The 17088-nt window shown below is 72.6% G+C and carries 17 protein-coding genes; 15 read left to right on the top strand and 2 right to left on the bottom strand.

Going from position 1 to position 17088, the window contains the following annotated elements; translation table 11 throughout:
• Window positions 1–81: 81 nt before the first annotated feature.
• The 12 genes from ACF09J_RS03735 to ACF09J_RS03680 all read left to right on the top strand — a co-directional run bounded on the left by ACF09J_RS03735 (window position 82) and on the right by ACF09J_RS03680 (window position 7518).
• Window positions 82–438, top strand: coding sequence for a hypothetical protein (locus ACF09J_RS03735; protein ID WP_392303743.1), 357 nt, complete (start codon window positions 82–84; stop codon window positions 436–438).
• Window positions 439–441: 3 nt separating this feature from the next.
• Entirely contained in the window at window positions 442–1800 is a 1359-nt protein-coding gene (locus tag ACF09J_RS03730) for an FtsK/SpoIIIE domain-containing protein (protein ID WP_392303742.1), read from the top strand.
• A gap of 83 nt (window positions 1801–1883) precedes the next feature.
• A complete protein-coding gene (locus ACF09J_RS03725; RefSeq protein ID WP_392303741.1) occupies window positions 1884–2552 on the top strand; it encodes a DUF2637 domain-containing protein in 669 nt (222 codons plus the stop codon).
• A 19-nt stretch (window positions 2553–2571) separates the two neighbouring features.
• Complete coding sequence (locus tag ACF09J_RS03720) at window positions 2572–2766, top strand: hypothetical protein (protein ID WP_392303740.1); 195 nt, start codon at window positions 2572–2574, stop codon at window positions 2764–2766.
• 1 nt (window position 2767) lies between these two features.
• Entirely contained in the window at window positions 2768–2959 is a 192-nt protein-coding gene (locus tag ACF09J_RS03715; RefSeq protein WP_376495179.1) for a mobile element transfer protein, read from the top strand.
• Between the two features lie 14 nt (window positions 2960–2973).
• Window positions 2974–3129 carry a hypothetical protein gene (locus ACF09J_RS03710; RefSeq protein WP_392303739.1) on the top strand — a complete coding sequence of 52 codons (156 nt, stop codon included), beginning with the start codon at window positions 2974–2976 and terminating at the stop codon, window positions 3127–3129.
• A 21-nt stretch (window positions 3130–3150) separates the two neighbouring features.
• Window positions 3151–3480: a SpdD-like protein gene (locus tag ACF09J_RS03705; RefSeq protein ID WP_392303738.1), complete on the top strand. Its 330-nt coding sequence runs from the start codon at window positions 3151–3153 to the stop codon at window positions 3478–3480.
• A gap of 110 nt (window positions 3481–3590) precedes the next feature.
• The gene (gene repSA / locus ACF09J_RS03700; protein WP_392304163.1) at window positions 3591–4967 is read left to right on the top strand and encodes a replication initiator protein RepSA; all 1377 of its coding nucleotides are present in this window, start codon (window positions 3591–3593) and stop codon (window positions 4965–4967) included.
• A 2-nt stretch (window positions 4968–4969) separates the two neighbouring features.
• Window positions 4970–5179 carry a helix-turn-helix domain-containing protein gene (locus ACF09J_RS03695; protein WP_011029367.1) on the top strand — a complete coding sequence of 70 codons (210 nt, stop codon included), beginning with the start codon at window positions 4970–4972 and terminating at the stop codon, window positions 5177–5179.
• A complete protein-coding gene (locus ACF09J_RS03690) occupies window positions 5179–6306 on the top strand; it encodes a tyrosine-type recombinase/integrase (RefSeq protein ID WP_392303737.1) in 1128 nt (375 codons plus the stop codon). The genes ACF09J_RS03695 and ACF09J_RS03690 overlap by 1 nt, the downstream gene beginning before the upstream one ends.
• Before the next feature lie 156 nt (window positions 6307–6462).
• Window positions 6463–6849, top strand: a complete 387-nt coding sequence (locus ACF09J_RS03685; protein WP_376495171.1) for a hypothetical protein — start codon at window positions 6463–6465, stop codon at window positions 6847–6849.
• 384 nt (window positions 6850–7233) lie between these two features.
• Window positions 7234–7518: a hypothetical protein gene (locus ACF09J_RS03680; protein ID WP_392303736.1), complete on the top strand. Its 285-nt coding sequence runs from the start codon at window positions 7234–7236 to the stop codon at window positions 7516–7518.
• A 63-nt stretch (window positions 7519–7581) separates the two neighbouring features.
• Here the strand turns inward: ACF09J_RS03680 and ACF09J_RS03675 are convergent, their stop codons facing one another.
• Complete coding sequence (locus tag ACF09J_RS03675) at window positions 7582–8466, bottom strand: bifunctional DNA primase/polymerase (protein WP_392303735.1); 885 nt, start codon at window positions 8464–8466, stop codon at window positions 7582–7584.
• A gap of 376 nt (window positions 8467–8842) precedes the next feature.
• Here ACF09J_RS03675 and ACF09J_RS03670 point away from each other — a divergent pair, with 376 nt between their 5' ends.
• The 3 genes from ACF09J_RS03670 (at window position 8843) to ACF09J_RS03660 (ending at window position 11799) form a co-directional block, all read left to right on the top strand.
• Entirely contained in the window at window positions 8843–9154 is a 312-nt protein-coding gene (locus ACF09J_RS03670; RefSeq protein ID WP_392303734.1) for a hypothetical protein, read from the top strand.
• Window positions 9155–9468: 314 nt separating this feature from the next.
• Window positions 9469–10026 carry a SigE family RNA polymerase sigma factor gene (locus ACF09J_RS03665; RefSeq protein WP_392303733.1) on the top strand — a complete coding sequence of 186 codons (558 nt, stop codon included), beginning with the start codon at window positions 9469–9471 and terminating at the stop codon, window positions 10024–10026.
• A gap of 117 nt (window positions 10027–10143) precedes the next feature.
• Complete coding sequence (locus tag ACF09J_RS03660) at window positions 10144–11799, top strand: long-chain fatty acid--CoA ligase (protein ID WP_392303732.1); 1656 nt, start codon at window positions 10144–10146, stop codon at window positions 11797–11799.
• 102 nt (window positions 11800–11901) lie between these two features.
• On the opposite strand, the gene ACF09J_RS03655 is transcribed toward ACF09J_RS03660, so the two are convergent.
• Window positions 11902–16917, bottom strand: a complete 5016-nt coding sequence (locus tag ACF09J_RS03655; RefSeq protein ID WP_392303731.1) for a PAS domain-containing protein — start codon at window positions 16915–16917, stop codon at window positions 11902–11904.
• Between the last annotated feature and the right edge of the window lie 171 nt (window positions 16918–17088).

The following is a 17088-nucleotide window of genomic DNA, read 5'->3' as shown; positions in this document are numbered from 1 at the left end:
GTACAGGAGTGGTGCACTCTTCTTCATGTCACTCATGTACATGAGTGGCGGAGTCCAACATCTATAGAGGAGTGATCCGCTGTGCGTCAGATCCCCGTCGACACCTCCGGCGCGACCGTGATGGTTGCCAAGGCCCCGCAGCTCAAGGTTCGTGACCGCCGTACCGGTGAGATCGCCACCGACGCCGAGACCGGCGCGAAGCTGATGACCGTGGACGTGATGTTCGCGGCGAACGACGAGGTGGAGATCCTGTCCGTCACCGTCCCGGAGCCCGGCATCTCCGGTGACCTGGTCATGGGCACCCCGGCCGCGCTCACGGGGCTGATCGCCCGGCCGTGGGAGAACGAGTTCAACGGCCAGAAGCGGCACGGAATCGCCTTCCGCGCCGTCGCCGTCACCTCGCTGGCCACCACGGGCACTGGCTCGAAGGCGGCCTGAGCCATGACGTGGCCGATGGTCTTACTACTGGTGGTCGTCGCCGCTGCGGGTCTCCTGCGGTGGCGGCGTCCCACCTGGTACTGGTTGACCTTCGGGGTCACCCTTGCTGCCGTGCGGGTTCTGGTCCGGTACGGCTCGGTCATGGAGGCCTGCGGGCTGACGGTCCCGCCCTCGCGCTGGCGGCTGGTGCTGGCCCGGATGGCCAACCGCCCGGCGCCGGAATCCCGCGCACCGCGCATCCTGCGGCTGCGGCCCACCCGGACCGGCCTGGTCCTCAGGCTCAAACTCCGCCCGGGACAGGACGCCTTCGACGTCGCTGCAGCCTCGGACCGGTTGCGCCACTCCTTCGGGATGTACGGCGTGACCTCCCGTGAGCTGCGCTCCGGTGTGGTCGAGATCCGGATGACCGGATACGACGTGCTCAAGCGGGTGCAGATGCCGGCCAAGACCGATACCCGACCGATGCGTATCCCGGTCGCGCTGCGGGAGGACGGCTCGGTTCACTACCGCGACTACCGTGCGGTCCCGCACGGTCTGACCCTCGGTGCCACGGAGTCCGGCAAGTCCGTCTACCAGCGCAACCTCGTCGCCGGGCTCGCCCCGCACCACGTCGCGCTGGTCGGCATCGACTGCAAGCAAGGGGTCGAACTGTTCCCGCTGGCCCGCCGGTTCTCCGCGCTCGCCGACAACCCTGACACCGCGCTGGAGCTGCTGGAGGCGTTGGTGTCCCACATGCAGGACGTGTATCAGCTCATCCGTGCCGAGCAGCGGATCAGTGTCGCCGTGCCGGATGGGGAGATTGCCGCCGACATCTGGGACCTGCCCGAAGATCTGCGGCCGGTATCGGTCGTCGTCCTGGTCGACGAGGTCGCCGAACTCGCGCTCTTTGCCAGCAAGGAGGAAGAGAAGCGGCGGGACCGGATCATCACCGCCCTGGTCCGCCTCGCCCAGCTCGGCCGCGCGGCCGGCGTCTACCTGGAGATCTGCGGGCAGCGGTTCGGCTCCGAACTCGGCAAGGGCATCACCATGCTCCGCGCTCAGCTCACCGGCCGCACGGCGCACCGCGTCAACGACGAGACGTCCGCGAACATGGCCTTCGGGGACATCGCCCCGGACGCCGTCCTCGCCGCCATCCAGATTCCTGCCGAGACGCGCGGCATCGCGATTGCCGGGGATTCCACCGGCGGCTGGCACCGCATTCGTGCCCCGCACACCTCGCTGCGCCAAGCCGTGAACGTCTGCAACAAGTACGCCGACCGCACTCCCGAGGTGCCCGCCCTCGCGCCCTTCCGGCCCGTGGTCGCCCCGCTACCCTCGGCCGCCCGGGTGTCGCTGGTCAAGACAGCCCCCGCCACCGCCTGACCCACCCCCTCCCACGGTCGGCGCGACCGTCCTTCGCGCCGGGTCCCTACCCCCGTCATGCCTGATCACAGGAAGGAGCCGTGATGGCCCGCCCCGCCCTCCGTATAGACGCCGTGCTCGTACAGGCCGTCATCGCCGGGGCACTGTCCTTCGCCCACCTACACGACCTCGCCGCCGCTGCCGGACAGACCGGCTGGAAGGCCTGGGCCTACCCGGTCAGCGTTGACCTGCTCCTGGTCGCCTCCTGGCGTCGGCTGCGTGCCGATGGGCCGTCCCGGCTGGCCTGGTGCTGGTTCCTCATCGCCCTGGTCGCCTCGCTGGGCGCTAATGTCGCCACCGCCGGACTCCTCGACCTGAACGACGTCCCGGCCTGGCTCCGGATCCTTGTCGCCGCCTGGCCCGCCCTGGCCTTCATGGGCGGCACCCTCCTCGCCCACTCGCCCGCGGACTCCTCCCCGGCCCCGCCGGCACTCTCCGACCCGACTCCGGACCCCGCGCCCGAGATGGAGCCCGAACCAGCCGCCGTCATTGAGCCGGACCGGGTGCCTGAACCCGTCGCCGTCCCGGAGACCGAGGAAACCCCGGCCCTGCCCGCGACCGTGCCGGTCCCGGCCGCGCTGGTCGACCACGCGCGCAAGGTCGCCGACGACCACCACGCCCGCACCGGCGCCCGGATCGACACCGACACCCTCCGCGCCCGCCTCGGCGTCCCACCGCAGCTCGCCGACGCCATCGCCGCCCAACTCACCTGATCCGGAAGGCAGACACGCCGTGATCCGCGGCCCGGCCGACCTGACCACCGCCGACTACCTCGACGGCGCCCGCGAGATGACCGCCGCCAACCGGCCCTACCTCGCCCACCTGCTCGCCGAGGAAGCCGCCCAGCGCACCACTGACCCGGCAACCGCCGCCGGCATCCGTGCCTCCTTCCCCGACCCGACCACCACCCGAGAGGAGACCGCCTGACATGCCCGCCCGCGACTTCTTCCACTCCGTGATGCGAATCGGCCCCGTGCAGATCGGCACCCACCGCGACCGCCGCGGCCAGACCAAGCACGCCGCCGTGTGCACCAACGACCGGTGCGGCTGGTCCGCCGACTACTCCAGCCAGTCCGCCGCACAGCTTGCCGCCCGCACCCACCGCTGCCGCGTCAACTGACCGAAGGATCCGTCATGGACGTCCCGCTCTGGCTCGCCCTGATCATCGTCGGCTGGCTCGGCGTCAAGCTCATCCGCCCGCCCTGGTGGCTGATCGCCGTGCTCCTCCTCGGCGGCTACCTCCTTGCCGACAGCCTCCTGTCCCCGGTCATCGGCACCGCCGTCAAGTAGTCCCAGGAAGGGGATCAGTTGATGTTCCGGCCCAAGCTCCCGACCATGCCCCAGCCCACTGGCCTGGTCACCCCGCTCACCGTCGTGGAGCCGACCACGGTCACCCCGGGCACCCCGACCACGCCGCCGGCCCCCATCGCCCCGGCTCCGGTCCCGGCCTCGACCCGGCCCACGGTCCAGCTCACCCCGGGTACCGCGCTCGCCCTCGTCGGCGGCGGTACGGCTGTCGTCCTGGTCGTCGGCGCCGTCCTGGTCTCCATGCTCCTGGCGGTCGCCATCACCGGCGTCTCGGTCGCCGTCTGCGCCCTGGTGATCCGCTCCCTCGTCCACGCCGACGCCAAGCGACGCTGACCGGCTCCCGGGCGGCCTCGATACCGCCAAGCATCCGCCGCCCGGGCGCCGTCCCTGTCCGATCTCACAACCGGAAGGAAGAACCCAGCATGGCGCATCGCGCCTCGCCCGTGCCTGCCCCGCTGCTCGACCCGACCACCCTCGGCGACCTCCTACGGGTCGCCTCGGCCCCCGACTACACCCGCTGGGAAGACCAGATCCGCCGCACCGGCGGCTGCTCCGACCCCATCCACCTGACCGGCTGGACCCTCCACAAGGACAAGACCACCGGCGAGACCCTGCACCACTACACCACCGCCAACGAGCCCGGCGGACGCCTCCGCGTCGCCTGCGGCAACCGCCGCGCCTCCCGCTGCCCCTCATGCGCCTGGACCTACGCGGGCGACACCTACCACCTCATCCGCGCGGGCCTGGCCGGAGACGACCGCCGTGACGTCCCCACCACCGTCCGGGACCACCCCCGCGTCTTCGCCACCCTCACCGCACCCTCGTTCGGTCCGGTCCACAACCGGCCCGACCACGGCACCTGCCGCTGCGGTGCCCAGCACGCCCCCGATGCCCCGGAGCTGGGCACTGCCCTCGACCCCACCACGTACGACTACGCGGGCGCCGTCCTGTTCAACAACCACGCCGGACAGCTCTGGCAGCGCTTCACCACACGCCTGCGTCGCGAACTCGCCGCCCGCGCCGGCCTCACCCGCCGTGAACTCGCCGACCGCCTCCGCGTCTCGTACGGCAAGGTCGCCGAATTCCAGAAGCGCGGTGCCCTGCACTTCCATGCAGTGATCCGGCTCGACGGACCGGAGGGGCCGGGTACGCCGCCGCCCGCCTGGGCAACGGTCGATCTTCTCGCCGACGCGATCCGTGCGGCTGCGGCGCACTCGTACACGTCTGTCTCCGTTCCGGCTGCCGAGGACCAACCGGCCCGGTCCTTTCGTTGGGGCACTCAGCTCGACGTCCGGCCGGTGAAGGCCTTCGGTGACGGCTCCGACATCACCGAACAGGCGGTCGCCTCGTACGTCGCCAAGTACTCCACCAAGGCAGCCGAGACCACCGGCACCCTGGACCGCCGTATCGGGGAGCTCGCCGAACTCGACCGGCATCAGGTCCCGGACCACACCCGCCGACTCATCACCACGTGCCGCGACCTGGATCGCCTGTATCCGGACCGGCGCCTCTGGGCCTGGGCCCACATGCTCGGCTTCCGCGGTCACTTCTCCTCGAAATCCCGCCGGTACTCCACCACCCTCGGCGCCCTCCGCCAGACACGCGCCGACTACCGCGCCACCCAAGAGGCCGCTGTCCTGGGCCTGGAGGACCGCGAGCCGGACACCGTCCTCGTCCTCGCCGACTGGCAGTACGCCGGCCACGGCCACACCCCCGGTGAATCCGCGCTCGCCGCCTCCATCGCCCGGGATCTCCAGCTCAACCGAGAGACGGCACGCGACGCCTTGGCCGGACTGCCCGCAGACGAGGGGGAGTGGTGACCATGGACCGACTTCTCACCGTGGACCAGGTCGCCGAACGCCTCGGCACGGGGGTCCGTTTTCCGCGGCGCCTCATCGAGGAACGCCGCATCACCTTCGTGAAGGTCGGCCGGCACGTCCGGATCCCGGAGACCGCCGTGGAGGCGTACGTGAGCGCCAACACCGTGGAGCCGATCCTCCTGCGGCCCACGGGGCTCAGGAGGGCTGCCTGATGGCGGGCAAGCGCAAGACCCGCCGGAGCTTCGGCCGTGTCCGCAAGCTGCCGTCCGGCCGGTTCCAAGTCCGCTACCCGGGGCCGGACGGAGTGCTGCGCCCTGCGGACCGGACGTTCGCCACGACCACGGACGCCGATCGCTGGCTCATGCGGAAGCGCATCGAGATCGAAGAGGGGCGCTGGCTTGATCCGGCCGAGGGGCAGACGACCGTCCGCGACTGGGCGGCCCGCTGGCTCGCTGCCGTTTCGCCGCAGCTCAAGCACAAGACTCAGGCGTCGTACCGGTCCCTGATCAACTCGCTGATCAATCCGGCGCTCGGAGATCGTGAGCTGTCCAGCCTTCGGCCGATCACTATCGCCGAGTGGGTCGGCGGGATGAAAACCAAGGGCCTCAGCGCATCGCGGATCAGGCAGGCGTACCGCGTGCTGTCGCAGATCATGCGGTCGGCCGTGGACAACGACATGATCCCGCAGACGCCGTGCCGAGGCGTGAAGCTGCCTCGGATGCCGCAGACCGAGCCGCATATCCTCACGCCGCTCGAAGCGTCACGGGTCGTGCGGAACGCGGTGGCTCCCCATGACCTGCTGATCGCGCTTCTCGCATACGCGGGGCTGCGGGTGGGGGAGGCGTTCGCGCTGCGGCGGGCGGATATCGACGTCGCTGGCGGCTTCGTCCTGGTCGACGAGAACTTGGCGGAGGCGAACGGGGAGTTGGTCTTCGACACCCCCAAGACGCATCAGAAGCGGCTCCTTCGGGTCGGGCCTTCGCTGGCGAAGCGGCTCGGCCGGCACCTGGACGGGTTGCCCGGCGGGGAGGACGCCCTGTTGTTCACCACTCCGGACGGGAAGCCCCTGCGCTACAACCAGTGGCGCAAGGCGTACTTCGACCCGGCGGTGTCGGCGGCCGGACTGACGGACGTCACCCCGCACGACCTCCGTGCCTCGCACGGCACCTGGGTCGCCGACCGGTACGGCGTGATGACCGCCGCTCACCGGCTCGGCCACTCGAACGCGAGCGTGACGACCCGGCACTACGCCCGGCCCGTCGCCGGCCGTGACGCCCAGGTGGCAGAGGCTGCGGACGCCTGGCTCACCGGCGGTAACGAGACCGGCGTCGCTGACTGAGCTTCCACCGCATGCGAATGCCCCCTGACCACTGGATCGGTCAGGGGGTTCGTGCTGTCCCGTGTCGGGTCTGCTTCGGGCATGAGGAAATCCGCTACAGAAAGTGACTGGTTACCGTCTGTTGAGGTCGACGGCCGGTCGCTACTGTGCGTGGTCATGGGCAAAGTGGTGCGTCTGTACTGGGGATACATGGTGGCTGCGGCTCTGATCGTTGGGTGGAGCCAGCAGTGGGCGTTGCCGGTCATCGCGGTTCTGTCGATCGCTGTATCGGCCTATGCCGCCTTTCAAGTGCCGGTCTGGTGTGGTGCGGTCAACCGTGACGGGCGAACGTACTGTCGCAACAATGCGTACGGCGTCCTGATGGGGTGCGGAAAACGTCAGCATCGGTGGCAGAAGCTCAAGATGATCGTTATGCGCAACAAGGTCGGCGACTTCAGCCGCTCCGCGTTCCCGACGGCCAAGGAGAAGTTCAACGCCTTCCTGGCTGTCGGGGGTCTGCTCTCGGCTGTTGCTGCGGTGATTGTTCCTGTGGTGACCGGCTGAGACTCGTCCGTCGGGAGTGCTGGGGCAGTTCACTCCTGGCTCAGCGGGCACGACGGCCAGCGAGGGGCACGCAAGGGGCACAAGGGAGACGGTGACGGGGTCGCCGGAGTCCTGGCGCCCGTCTGACCTGCGACGGAGTCGGGCCGCCACTTGGCTGCCGAAAGGTCTTGAAAACCGTCGTGGCGCGAGTCACCGTGGGTTCAAATCCCACACCCACCGCAGCAGGTCAGAAGGGGTGCCACTCTCAGGAGCGGCACCCCTTTCGTGTGACCTTGCTCAGAAGAACACCCAATACCACTTGATCGTTGATGGGCAGTTTCCGTGCGTGTTCGGCAGCTCTGTAATCTTCGCGCTCTCAGCTCCCGAGTCACCGAGGAAGTCCACGTGGGTGAAGTGCCCGATCTTGTTCCAGATGCCTCAAAAGGTAACTGGCTCACCCAAATCCGGATTCTGCCCCGATGGCAAGGCGTACTCGCGGCCCTTCCCCTGGGGTTGGCCCTCATCTGTGGACTGATCGGTGGCCTCATTGGCGTGCTCGGCGCGGTCGTCAACCTGAAAATCGCACGCACCGCTCTGGCCCCCACCTTGAAAGTTCTCGCCATGACGGGCGTCATCCTCGGGGCCGTGATTGCTTTCTTCTTGATTGCTGCCGTACTGGTGGGGTTCTAGGACGCGTATGGGCGCGCCAACACCCGATCCGGGCCGGAAGCCTGGGGTTCCAACGCGCCGGGCCTACGGGTGGTGGCCCGTCAGGCGGGCCGCGGAGGCTGTGGTGGCGCGGGCCTCGCGTTCGGTCAGGCCGGTGTGGAGGGCCGCGGCGACCAGGGCGTCGACGAGAAAGGGGCCGATGCCGTTCTCGTAGGCGCGGCAGGCGGCCCAGAACAGGCGGGTGTTGCGCTGGCCCTCGCGGGCGTCCAGGACGAACCGCACCAGGCCCTGGCCGTGCCGGCCCGCCGAGGGCGGTGCCGGGTGTCGAAGGGCGCGGGGCGGCGGGAGCAGGAGACGCAGGAGGGCGCGCGGGCAGGGGGCCGGGGCGAGGTGCGCCGTGCCGGGGGCGGTGGCGTAGACGCCGTGGCCGGTGCGGGAGCCGGGGCCGACCAGGTAGCCGCCGGCGCCGCGGATGTCGATGCCGGGGGCCAGGCGTCCGGCCGAGTTGGGGACGACGACGTCGGGCGGCCCGCTCAGCCACAGGTGGCGGCCCCCGCTGGGGGTCAGCACGACCACCGTGGCGGGGATGGTGAACAGATGGCGCAGGGCGAGCTCACGCAGGGCCGCCGAGGCGTCCGTGCCGGTCTTGGTGTCCAGGTCGACGCCGATCAGATGGTGCGGGCGCAGTCCGCAGGCGATGCCGTGGCCGGTGGCCCAGGGCGCGGCGGCGAACAGTTCCCGGACCCGGGCCGGGTCGCTGGAGGCGTCGTACACCCCGTGGCCGAGGCGGCCGCACTCGCCGTGGCAGGGCGGACCGGGCGGGCCCGCCGGGTCGGGGGCGTCGCGGTGCGGGGAGCGCAGGGCCGGGAGTTTCGTCCGGGCCAGGGGGATGACGGCCAGCCCGCGTTCGGCGGCTGACAGGGCGTGCGCGAGGGCCAGCGTCGTGGCCTGCCGGTCGATGGTGGCCATGCTTCTATGTTCGTACGTACGTTCGAGAAAGGGAAGGGGGCGGGCACGGCGCGCCGTGCTGCCGGGGTTTCGGGCGGCTTCCTGGAAGATGTCTCGGCCCCTTGCGGCCCCTTGCGGCGCTTGGGGAGCAGCGGTCCCCGCCGTCCCCGCCGGGACCCGTGGCGACAGAAAAGGTGGCGAAAGGGGTTTATCGACTTGTCCTCACGCTTGCGTGCGAATCGGGCGCTCCGGGGTGGTTCGCCGGGTTCCGGTGGGCAACTCTGATCTCGCGACGTCGTGAGAAGGCCCGGGTGGTCGGCCAACTGCCCAGGTGAAAGCCGTACTTCATGTACGCCCGGCAAGGCAGCCGGCGCGTACCTCGTACTGGAGGAGCAACATGGCAAGCATCCGTACCGCCCGTGTTCTCGCCGCCGCCGCGGCCATCCCCCTCGCCGCGGCGCTCTTCACCGGCGTCGCCGTCGCGGACACGGGAGCCATCGCGGGCGACGGATCGAACGCGGGCGTCGCGGGCCTCGTCGGCAGCGGGGTCGGCCGCGACAACAGCGGCAACTCGTCCACCACGCAGCAGCAGGCGGTCGGCTCGGGCGCCACGAACCAGAGCAACACCGCACAGGTCAACCGTTCCGCGTTCACGGCCATCCAGCAGGGCAACAGGAACGTCGTGGTCCACTTCACCCGGCTGTGGTGAGCCGGGGCGGGCCGGCGCGCAGTTCGGGGACCAGCCGGCCCTGACCTCTCCTGGTGGGTGTGCTCGTGGGGACGCAACACACCACTGCGCGGCGGTACTCCGGTACCGCCGCGCAGTCGTGTTCCCAGGGGCACGCGGCAGGGTCGCCCGGGATGCCGGCCTGGACGTCCCCCAGGGGTGAACCCGCAGTACACGCGCCCCGTTTCTCCACCTATAGGAGGTGCGGCCGGCCCCGCCCCTACAACCTGAGGCGGAGTCTGCTGCGGGACCTGCGGGCGATCCGCGGGAGCGGGTGCCGCTCCTAGCGTGGAGCCATGACCACATCCGTCTGCACCAGCGTGTCGAAAGCCGCCGTACCGGCGACCCGGGCCGCGGCGTACCCGTCCTTCGCGTCGTACGTGCGGGACCGGCAGCCGGTGCTGCTGCGCGCCGCCCGGTCGCTGACCGCGAACCCGAGCGACGCGGAGGACCTGCTGCAGACCGCGCTCACCAAGACGTACGTGGCGTGGGAGCGGATCGAGGACCACCGGGCGCTCGACGGCTATGTGCGCCGCGCGCTGCTGAACACCCGCACCTCGCAGTGGCGCAAGCGGAAGGTCGACGAGTTCGCCTGTGACGAGATGCCGGAGCCGGAGCCCGCGCCGGGCGCGGCCGATCCGGCGGAGCAGCAGGCGCTGCGCGACGCCATGTGGCGGGCGATCATGAAGCTGCCCACCCGGCAGCGGGCGATGGTCGTCCTCAGGTATTACGAGGACCTCTCCGAGGTACAGACGGCCGAGGTGCTCGGAGTGTCCGTGGGGACGGTGAAGTCGGCGGTGTCGCGGGCCCTCGGCAAGCTGCGGGAGGACCCGGAGCTGGGCCGCGTGCGCTGACCGCGGGGGAACGTTGTGTGATCGATCGTCCGGGGCTAGTGACATACCGCGCGGTATGTGAGCAGAATCAACGCATCCGTTACCACCGCGTAGGCGACGCTGCCCCGGGAGGACGCCGTGCTGAGCACCATGCAGGACGTACCGCTGCTGATCTCGAGGATCCTGACCCACGGGTCGACGATCCACGGGGCGTCGCAGGTGATCAGCTGGACCGGTGAGAGCGAGCCGCACCGCCGCTCCTTCGCCGGGATCGGCGAGCGCGCGGCCCAGCTGGCGCACGCCCTGCGCGAGGACCTCGGGGTCGCGGCCGACGACCGCGTGGCCACTCTCATGTGGAACAACGCCGAGCACACCGAGGCTTACTTCGCGATCCCCTGCATGGGCGCCGTGCTGCACACCCTCAACCTGCGCCTGCCCGCCGAGCAGTTGGCCTGGATCGTCAACCACGCCGCCGACCGCGTCATCATCGTCAACGGCTCCCTGATCCCGCTCCTCGGCCCGCTGCTGCCGCATCTGAAGACGGTCGAGCACGTGGTCGTCTCGGGCCCCGGCGACCGCACCCCGCTCGACGGGTCCCACGCCCGGGTGCACGAGTACGAGGACCTGATCGCGGCCAAGCCGGTCACCTACGACTGGCCCGAGCTGGACGAACGCCAGGCCGCCGCGATGTGCTACACCTCCGGCACCACGGGCGACCCCAAGGGCGTGGTCTACAGCCACCGTTCGGTCTACCTGCACTCCATGCAGGTCAACATGAGCGAGTCCATGGGCCTGACCGACCGGGACACCACGCTCGTGGTGGTCCCGCAGTTCCACGTCAACGCCTGGGGCCTGCCGCACGCCACCTTCCTGTCCGGCGTCAACCTGCTGATGCCGGACCGTTTCCTCCAGCCGGCCCCCCTCGCCGAGATGATCGAGCAGGAGAAGCCGACCCACGCGGCCGCCGTGCCCACCATCTGGCAGGGCCTGCTCGCCGAACTGACCGCCCGGCCCCGGGACGTCTCCTCCCTCTCCCAGGTCACCATCGGCGGCTCGGCCTGCCCGCCCTCCCTCATGGAGGCCTTCGACCGGCTGGGCATGCGGGTCTGCCACGCCTGGGGCATGACGGAGACCTCCCCGCTCGGCACGGTGGCCCGCCCGCCGGCCCACGCGATCGGCACGGACGAGGAGTTCGGCTACCGGCTCACCCAGGGCCGCTTCCCGGCCGGAGTCGAGGCCCGCCTGACCGGGCCCGGCGGCGAACGCCTCCCGTGGGACGGCGAGTCAGCGGGCGAGCTGGAGGTCCGCGGACCGTGGATCGCCGGCGCCTACTACAACGGCCCCGGCGCCGAACCGCTGCGCCCGGCCGACAAGTTCAGCGAGGACGGCTGGCTGAAGACCGGCGACGTCGGCACCATCGGCCCCGACGGCTTCCTCACCCTCACCGACCGGGCCAAGGACGTCATCAAGTCGGGCGGCGAGTGGATCTCCTCCGTCGATCTGGAGAACGCCCTGATGTCCCACCCGGACGTCGCCGAGGCCGCCGTCGTCGCCGTCCCGGACGACAAGTGGGGCGAGCGCCCGCTGGCCACCGTCGTCCTCAGGGAGGGCGCCACCGCGGGCTTCGAGGCACTGCGCGCGTTCCTCCAGGAGGAGGGCGGGATCGCCAAGTGGCAGCTCCCGGAACGCTGGACGATCATCGAGACCGTGCCGAAGACCAGCGTCGGCAAGTTCGACAAGAAGGTGCTGCGCAGGCAGTACGCGGCCGGGGAGCTCGACGTCACCCGGCTCTGACCGCGGGCGCGCCGGCACACGCGCGCGTACGCGTACGACGCCGGGCGGGGAGCGTGCGTGCTCCCCGCCCGGCGTCGTACGCGATGTGGGCCGGCCGGTCGGTCAGTTGGTGCCGACCCGGGCCAGCAGATCGACGAGCCGGCTCTGCACCTCGTCGCTGGTGGACCGCTCCGCGAGGAACAGCACCGTCTCGCCCGAGGCGAGCCGCGGCAGGTCGGCCTGGTCGACGGAGGCCGTGTAGACGACGAGCGGGGTGCGGTTGAGCTGCCCGTTCGCGCGCAGCCAGTCCAGGATCCCGGCCCGGCGCCGGTGCACCTGCATCAGGTCCATCACGACCAGGTTCGGCCGGAACTGCCCGGCGAGCGTCACCGCGTCGTTGTCGCTCGCGGCCCGCGCCACCTGCATCCCGCGCCGCTCCAGCGTCGCCGTCAGCGCCAGCGCGATCTCCGCGTGCTCCTCGATCAGCAGCACCCGCGGCGGGTGCTGCTCGCTGTCGCGCGGTGCGAGCGCCTTCAGCAGGACGGCCGGGTCGGCGCCGTAGGCCGCCTCGCGCGTCGCCTGCCCGAGTCCGGCCGTGACCAGCACCGGCACCTCGGCGGCGACCGCCGCCTGCCGCAGCGACTGCAGCGCCGTGCGCGTGATCGGACCGGTCAGCGGGTCGACGAACAAGGCGGCGGGGAACGCCGCGATCTGCGCGTCCACATCCTCGCGGGAGTTCACGATGACCGGCCGGTAGCCGCGGTCGCTCAGCGCCTGCTGGGTGGTGACGTCGGGGGCCGGCCAGACCAGCAGCCGGCGCGGGTTGTCCAGCGGCTCCGGGGGCAGTTCGTCGTCCATCGGCTGCGGCCGCGGGGTGTCCGCGACCTCCACCGCGCCGCCGGGGCCGTCCAGCGGCTCGGGGCCCTCGGCGGCGTTCTCGTCCGGGGCCCCGATGGCGTACGACCGTCCGCCGCCCTCGGTGCCGGGGACCACGGCGGGCCCGCCCAGGGAGGGTTGCGCGGGGGGCTGCTCGGCCGACGGGTGCGGGCGGGCCGTCTGCTCCGGCCGCTGCGCCTGGGCTTGGGCCGGTGTCTGCGTCTGGGCCTGCGTCTGCGGGGCCGCGGCGGCCGGGTCGGTCCGCGTGCCCAGCTTGCGGCGGCGGCCGGAACCGCCGCTCGCCTGCGGGGGCGGGGTGGCCGACGGCGGCTGCGGCGCCTGCGCCTGGGCCGCCTGACGACTGAACGGTACGCCCTGTCCCAGCGTGCGCACGCTGATCGCCCGACCCTGCGTCGAGTGGGGATCGACGGGCACGGCGGCCTCGGCGGGCAACGGCTGGGCCGCGCGCGGTGCCGCGGCGCCGGGGCCGGGCTGCTGCCCGGTCGGCTGGGCCTGTACGGCTGCGTGCTCGGGCGGGAGAGCGGTGCCGGCCGGGACGCCAGGGGCAGCGGGGGCGGCCGGCTGGGGAACGGCCTGGGCCGGGGGCATGGGGGCGCCCATGGCGTGTGGCGGCACGGGGCCGCCGGCCGCCCCGGGCACCGGCTGCGCGGCGGGCACCGCCTGAGCCGGGGCCCCCGGGGCCGGGACGCCCTGCGCGGGAACGGGCTGTCCGGGGAGCGGTCCGGCGGGGGGCTGCGGGGCCGGCGCCGGGGCCTGGGCCGCGGGGTTCTGCATGTGCGCGAGCGCGGGAGGCTGCGGGGGGAGCGGCTGACCGGCGATGCCGGGAGCGGGCACCATGCCCGCGGCCCCGTGCTCCGGCGACGGCACCTGTGCGGGCAGGGCCGCCTGCCCGGACAGGTGCGGCGCGGGCAACGCCTGCCCCGGAACGGGCTGCTGCCCGGGAACCTGCGGCGCGGCACCCGGCTGCACGGGGGCCGCCGACGGCACGGCGGGCTGGCCGGGCAGGCCCTGGGGAGCGATGGGTTGACCGGCGTTCACCTGCGGCGCGGCGGGTTGGCCGGGGGGCACTTGGGCGGCGGTGGACTGCCCCGGGGCGCCCTGCGGGACGGGCTGTCCCGGCACCGCCTGCGGCGCGGCGGGCTGAACGGGGACGCCCTGCGGTGCTGCGGGCTGACCAGGGAGAGCCTGTGGTGCTGCGAGTTGACCCGGCGCACCCTGAGGCACCGGAGCGGGCTGGCCGGGCAGGCCCTGTGGTGTGACGGGCTGACCGGGAGTCACCTGTTGCGCGACGGGTTGTCCCGGTGCCCCCTGCGGCGCGACGGGCTGAGCCGGGACGCCCTGCGCTGCCGCGGGCTGCCCAGGCATGCCCTGCGGCATGACGGGCTGGCCGGGCAGACCGTGGGGAGCGACGTGCTGAGCGGGGGCCACCTGTGGCGGGGCGGCCTGTACGGGTACCCCGTGAGCGCCCGGCGGCACGGCAGGCTGCCCCGGAGTCATCTGCGGAACGGCCTGCGCGAGCGCCTGGACGCCACCCGGTGCGGCCTGCACCGGAACGCCCGGGCCCGCCGCCGCCTGCGCGGGCGCCCCCGGCAGGGCCACGGGACCGGCCCCGGCAGGCACACCGGGCGCAAGGGGCACAGCCGGCGCACCAGGCGCCCCTTGCACACCATGCGCCTCCTGCACAGGAGTTGCGCCGGCCGCCGCGGCGTCCTGCGGCTGGGCCACCGCCCGCCGCCGGCGTCCCGTGGGCGAGCTCGTGGGATGCGGCTGCGGCGGCGTGTGGTCGCCGGCCTGGTCGTGGGGCACGGCGTCGTGCTGCCCGTCGCTCCCCAGGGGAACGACGGCGACGGCACCGTGCGCCGCCTCCGGGCCCTCGGCGGTCCGGTCCGCCTCCGCGGGCGGCAGGGCGAACACCGGACGGGGGGCCGCCTCCTGCGCGGTGGCACGCTCGGTCGCCGCGGCCAGGGCGCGCCGACGGCGCCCGGTCGGCTGCTGGGCCGGATCTGCCGTGTTCTCGCCGCCCGCCGCCCCGGTCTGCGCCGCCTCCGCCTGTGCGGCCTCTGGCTGCGCGTCGCCGGCCGCGGGCAGCGCCGCCGGAAGTGCCTCGGGCTGTTCGGTCCCACGTCGCGTGCGCCGCCCGGCGGACGCGGTAGGCGCGGGCACGCCCTGCGGCGGCACCGTACCGCCGAGTCCCGTACCCGAGGCCGCCGTTCCCGCCCCGTGCTCGCCCGCCATGACCACGGCGCCCTCGGACACGCCCGCCGCGTCGTCGGCGGACCGTCCGCGCCGCCGTCCCGTACCGCCGGAGCCGTCCGCGGCCTGGACCGGAAGCTGCCCGGTTTCCGGCGACGACTCGGCCCCACGCCGCCTGCGCCTACCGGTCGGAGCCGTAGGTGCTCCGGTGGCCTCCGCGTCACTGTCACTCTCGAGGAACGCGTCCGTCGAGGACCGGCGGGCCCGCCGCCGCCCGCCGCCCGGAGGCTGCTCGGGCACGCCGGGCTCCGCCGGGGCCGGCTGTTCGACGGCCGGGGCCGGCTCCAGGGCATGGACCGGCGCCGGAGCCGGGGCCGCGACGACACCCGCGCCGCCGCCGAGCGGCACCTCCAGGACGTACGCGCTGCCGCTCATGCCCGGCACCTCGTGGGTCTGCAGGACACCGCCGTGCGCCCGGACGATTCCGCGCACGATCGGCTCGTGCACCGGGTCTCCCCCGGCGTACGGCCCGCGCACCTCGATCCGTACGACCTCACCGCGCTGCGCCGCCGCCACCACCACGGTGTTGTCCATGTAACCGCCCGCCGAGACGGGCGAGTTCCCGGTCGCGTCGACGCCCGCGACGTCCGCGACGAGGTGCGCGAGCGCGGTGGCCAGACGCCGGGGGTCGACCTCGGCCTCGATGGGCGGCGCGTGCACGGCGAACTGGACCCGCCCGGGGCCGATCAGCTCGACGGCGCCGTCGACACCGGCGGCGACGACCGCGTCCAGCATCACGTTCGTCCGGATGATCTCCTCGCTGCCGGCGTCGAGACGCTGGTAGCCGAGGACGTTGTCGATCAGCGTCGTGATCCGGGCGTACCCGGCCGACAGGTGGTGCAGCACCTGGTTGGCCTCGGGCCACAGCTGCCCGGCGTCGTCGGCGGCGAGAGCGGCCAGCTCGCGGCGCAGCTCGTCCAGGGGGCCGCGCAGGGAGCCGCCGAGCAGGGTCAGCAGTTGCTCGTGCCGGCCGGCCAGCGCCTCGTAACGGTCCTTCTCCCGCTCGCCGAGGGCGGCGTAGCGCTCCTCGTTCGCGGCGAGTTGCTCCGCGTGCCGCTCGGTGAGCTCGTCGATCTCGGCGACGTGCTGCTGGCGCAGGGCGGTGAGCTCGGAGGCGTGCTCCTCGGCGAGCTGCTCGAGCTGCTCCTCGTGGCGCTGCTCGTCGGCGGCCTTCTCGTCGGCGAGCTGGTCGTAGGGGCGCCGGTCGGTGAAGGTCATGACGGCGCCGACGAGCTGGTCGCCGTCCCGCACCGGCGCGGTGGTCAGATCGACGGGAACCTTGTCGCCGGCCTTGGACCACAGCACCTGCCCGCGCACCCGGTGCTTGCGTCCGGAGCGCAGGGTGTCGGCGAGCGGGGACTCCCCGTACGGGAAGGGGGAACCGTCGGGGCGGGAGTGCAGGACGAGGGTGTGCAGCTCGCGGCCGCCGAGCTCGCCGGCCCGGTAGCCGAGAATCTGGGCGGCGGCGGGGTTGACGAGCACGATCCGCCCGTCGGTGTCGGTGCCCACGACACCCTCGGCGGCGGCCCGCAGGATCATCTCGGTCTGCCGCTGCGAACGGGCCAGTTCGGCCTCGGTGTCGACGGTGCCGGACAGGTCGCGGACGACCAGCATCAGCAGTTCGTCGCCGCTGTAGCCGTGGCCGTCGTAGGCCTGCTGGCTGTTCTCCAGATTCGCGCTCGTGACCTCGACCGGGAACTCCGAGCCGTCGGTGCGCCGCGCCGTCATCCGGGTGGGCTTGGTCCGCCCGCGCGGGTCGATCTGGTCGGGCCGCCGCATGGAGCCGGGGATCAGCTTGGAGTCGAACTGCGGCAGCAGATCGAGCAGTCCCCGCCCGACGAGGGCGGTCCCCGGCGTCTCGAAGGCCTCCAGCGCGATGGTGTTGGCGTTGACGACGGTGCCGTTGGCGTTGACCAGCACCAGGGCATCGGGCAGCGCGTCGAGTATGGCAGCGAGGCGAGCAGCGCCTCGGGATGGCCTGCTGCTCACGAGACGCTTCCTCCCTGTCACCGCACCTTGCCGACCGCGGAGGCCATCTTGCCAACCGGCCCGCAGCGTGTCACGCGAGGGAGTCTATGCGCAGAGGTTGCTGCCGCGACGCCGGATGAGAGGGAGGTCGCACGGGGAGTTGACGTCGAACCTGTGACCGGACGACTTCGC

Source organism: Streptomyces sp. NPDC014889 (assembly GCF_043081205.1).
In the GTDB taxonomy this organism is placed as follows: domain Bacteria; phylum Actinomycetota; class Actinomycetes; order Streptomycetales; family Streptomycetaceae; genus Streptomyces.
This window is presented reverse-complemented; position numbering and strand designations above follow the sequence as displayed.

What these genes read in the sequence shown, in the direction of transcription:
- ACF09J_RS03695 (WP_011029367.1), top strand. Translation starts at nt 4,970, where the DNA reads ATGGACCGACTTCTCACCGTGGACCAGGTCGCCGAACGCCTCGGCACG.
- ACF09J_RS03715 (WP_376495179.1), top strand. Translation starts at nt 2,768, where the DNA reads ATGCCCGCCCGCGACTTCTTCCACTCCGTGATGCGAATCGGCCCCGTG.
- ACF09J_RS03690 (WP_392303737.1), top strand. Translation starts at nt 5,179, where the DNA reads ATGGCGGGCAAGCGCAAGACCCGCCGGAGCTTCGGCCGTGTCCGCAAG.
- ACF09J_RS03710 (WP_392303739.1), top strand. Translation starts at nt 2,974, where the DNA reads ATGGACGTCCCGCTCTGGCTCGCCCTGATCATCGTCGGCTGGCTCGGC.
- ACF09J_RS03685 (WP_376495171.1), top strand. Translation starts at nt 6,463, where the DNA reads ATGGGCAAAGTGGTGCGTCTGTACTGGGGATACATGGTGGCTGCGGCT.
- ACF09J_RS03705 (WP_392303738.1), top strand. Translation starts at nt 3,151, where the DNA reads ATGTTCCGGCCCAAGCTCCCGACCATGCCCCAGCCCACTGGCCTGGTC.
- ACF09J_RS03670 (WP_392303734.1), top strand. Translation starts at nt 8,843, where the DNA reads ATGGCAAGCATCCGTACCGCCCGTGTTCTCGCCGCCGCCGCGGCCATC.
- ACF09J_RS03725 (WP_392303741.1), top strand. Translation starts at nt 1,884, where the DNA reads ATGGCCCGCCCCGCCCTCCGTATAGACGCCGTGCTCGTACAGGCCGTC.
- ACF09J_RS03730 (WP_392303742.1), top strand. Translation starts at nt 442, where the DNA reads ATGACGTGGCCGATGGTCTTACTACTGGTGGTCGTCGCCGCTGCGGGT.
- ACF09J_RS03665 (WP_392303733.1), top strand. Translation starts at nt 9,469, where the DNA reads ATGACCACATCCGTCTGCACCAGCGTGTCGAAAGCCGCCGTACCGGCG.
- ACF09J_RS03675 (WP_392303735.1), bottom strand. Translation starts at nt 8,466, where the DNA reads ATGGCCACCATCGACCGGCAGGCCACGACGCTGGCCCTCGCGCACGCC.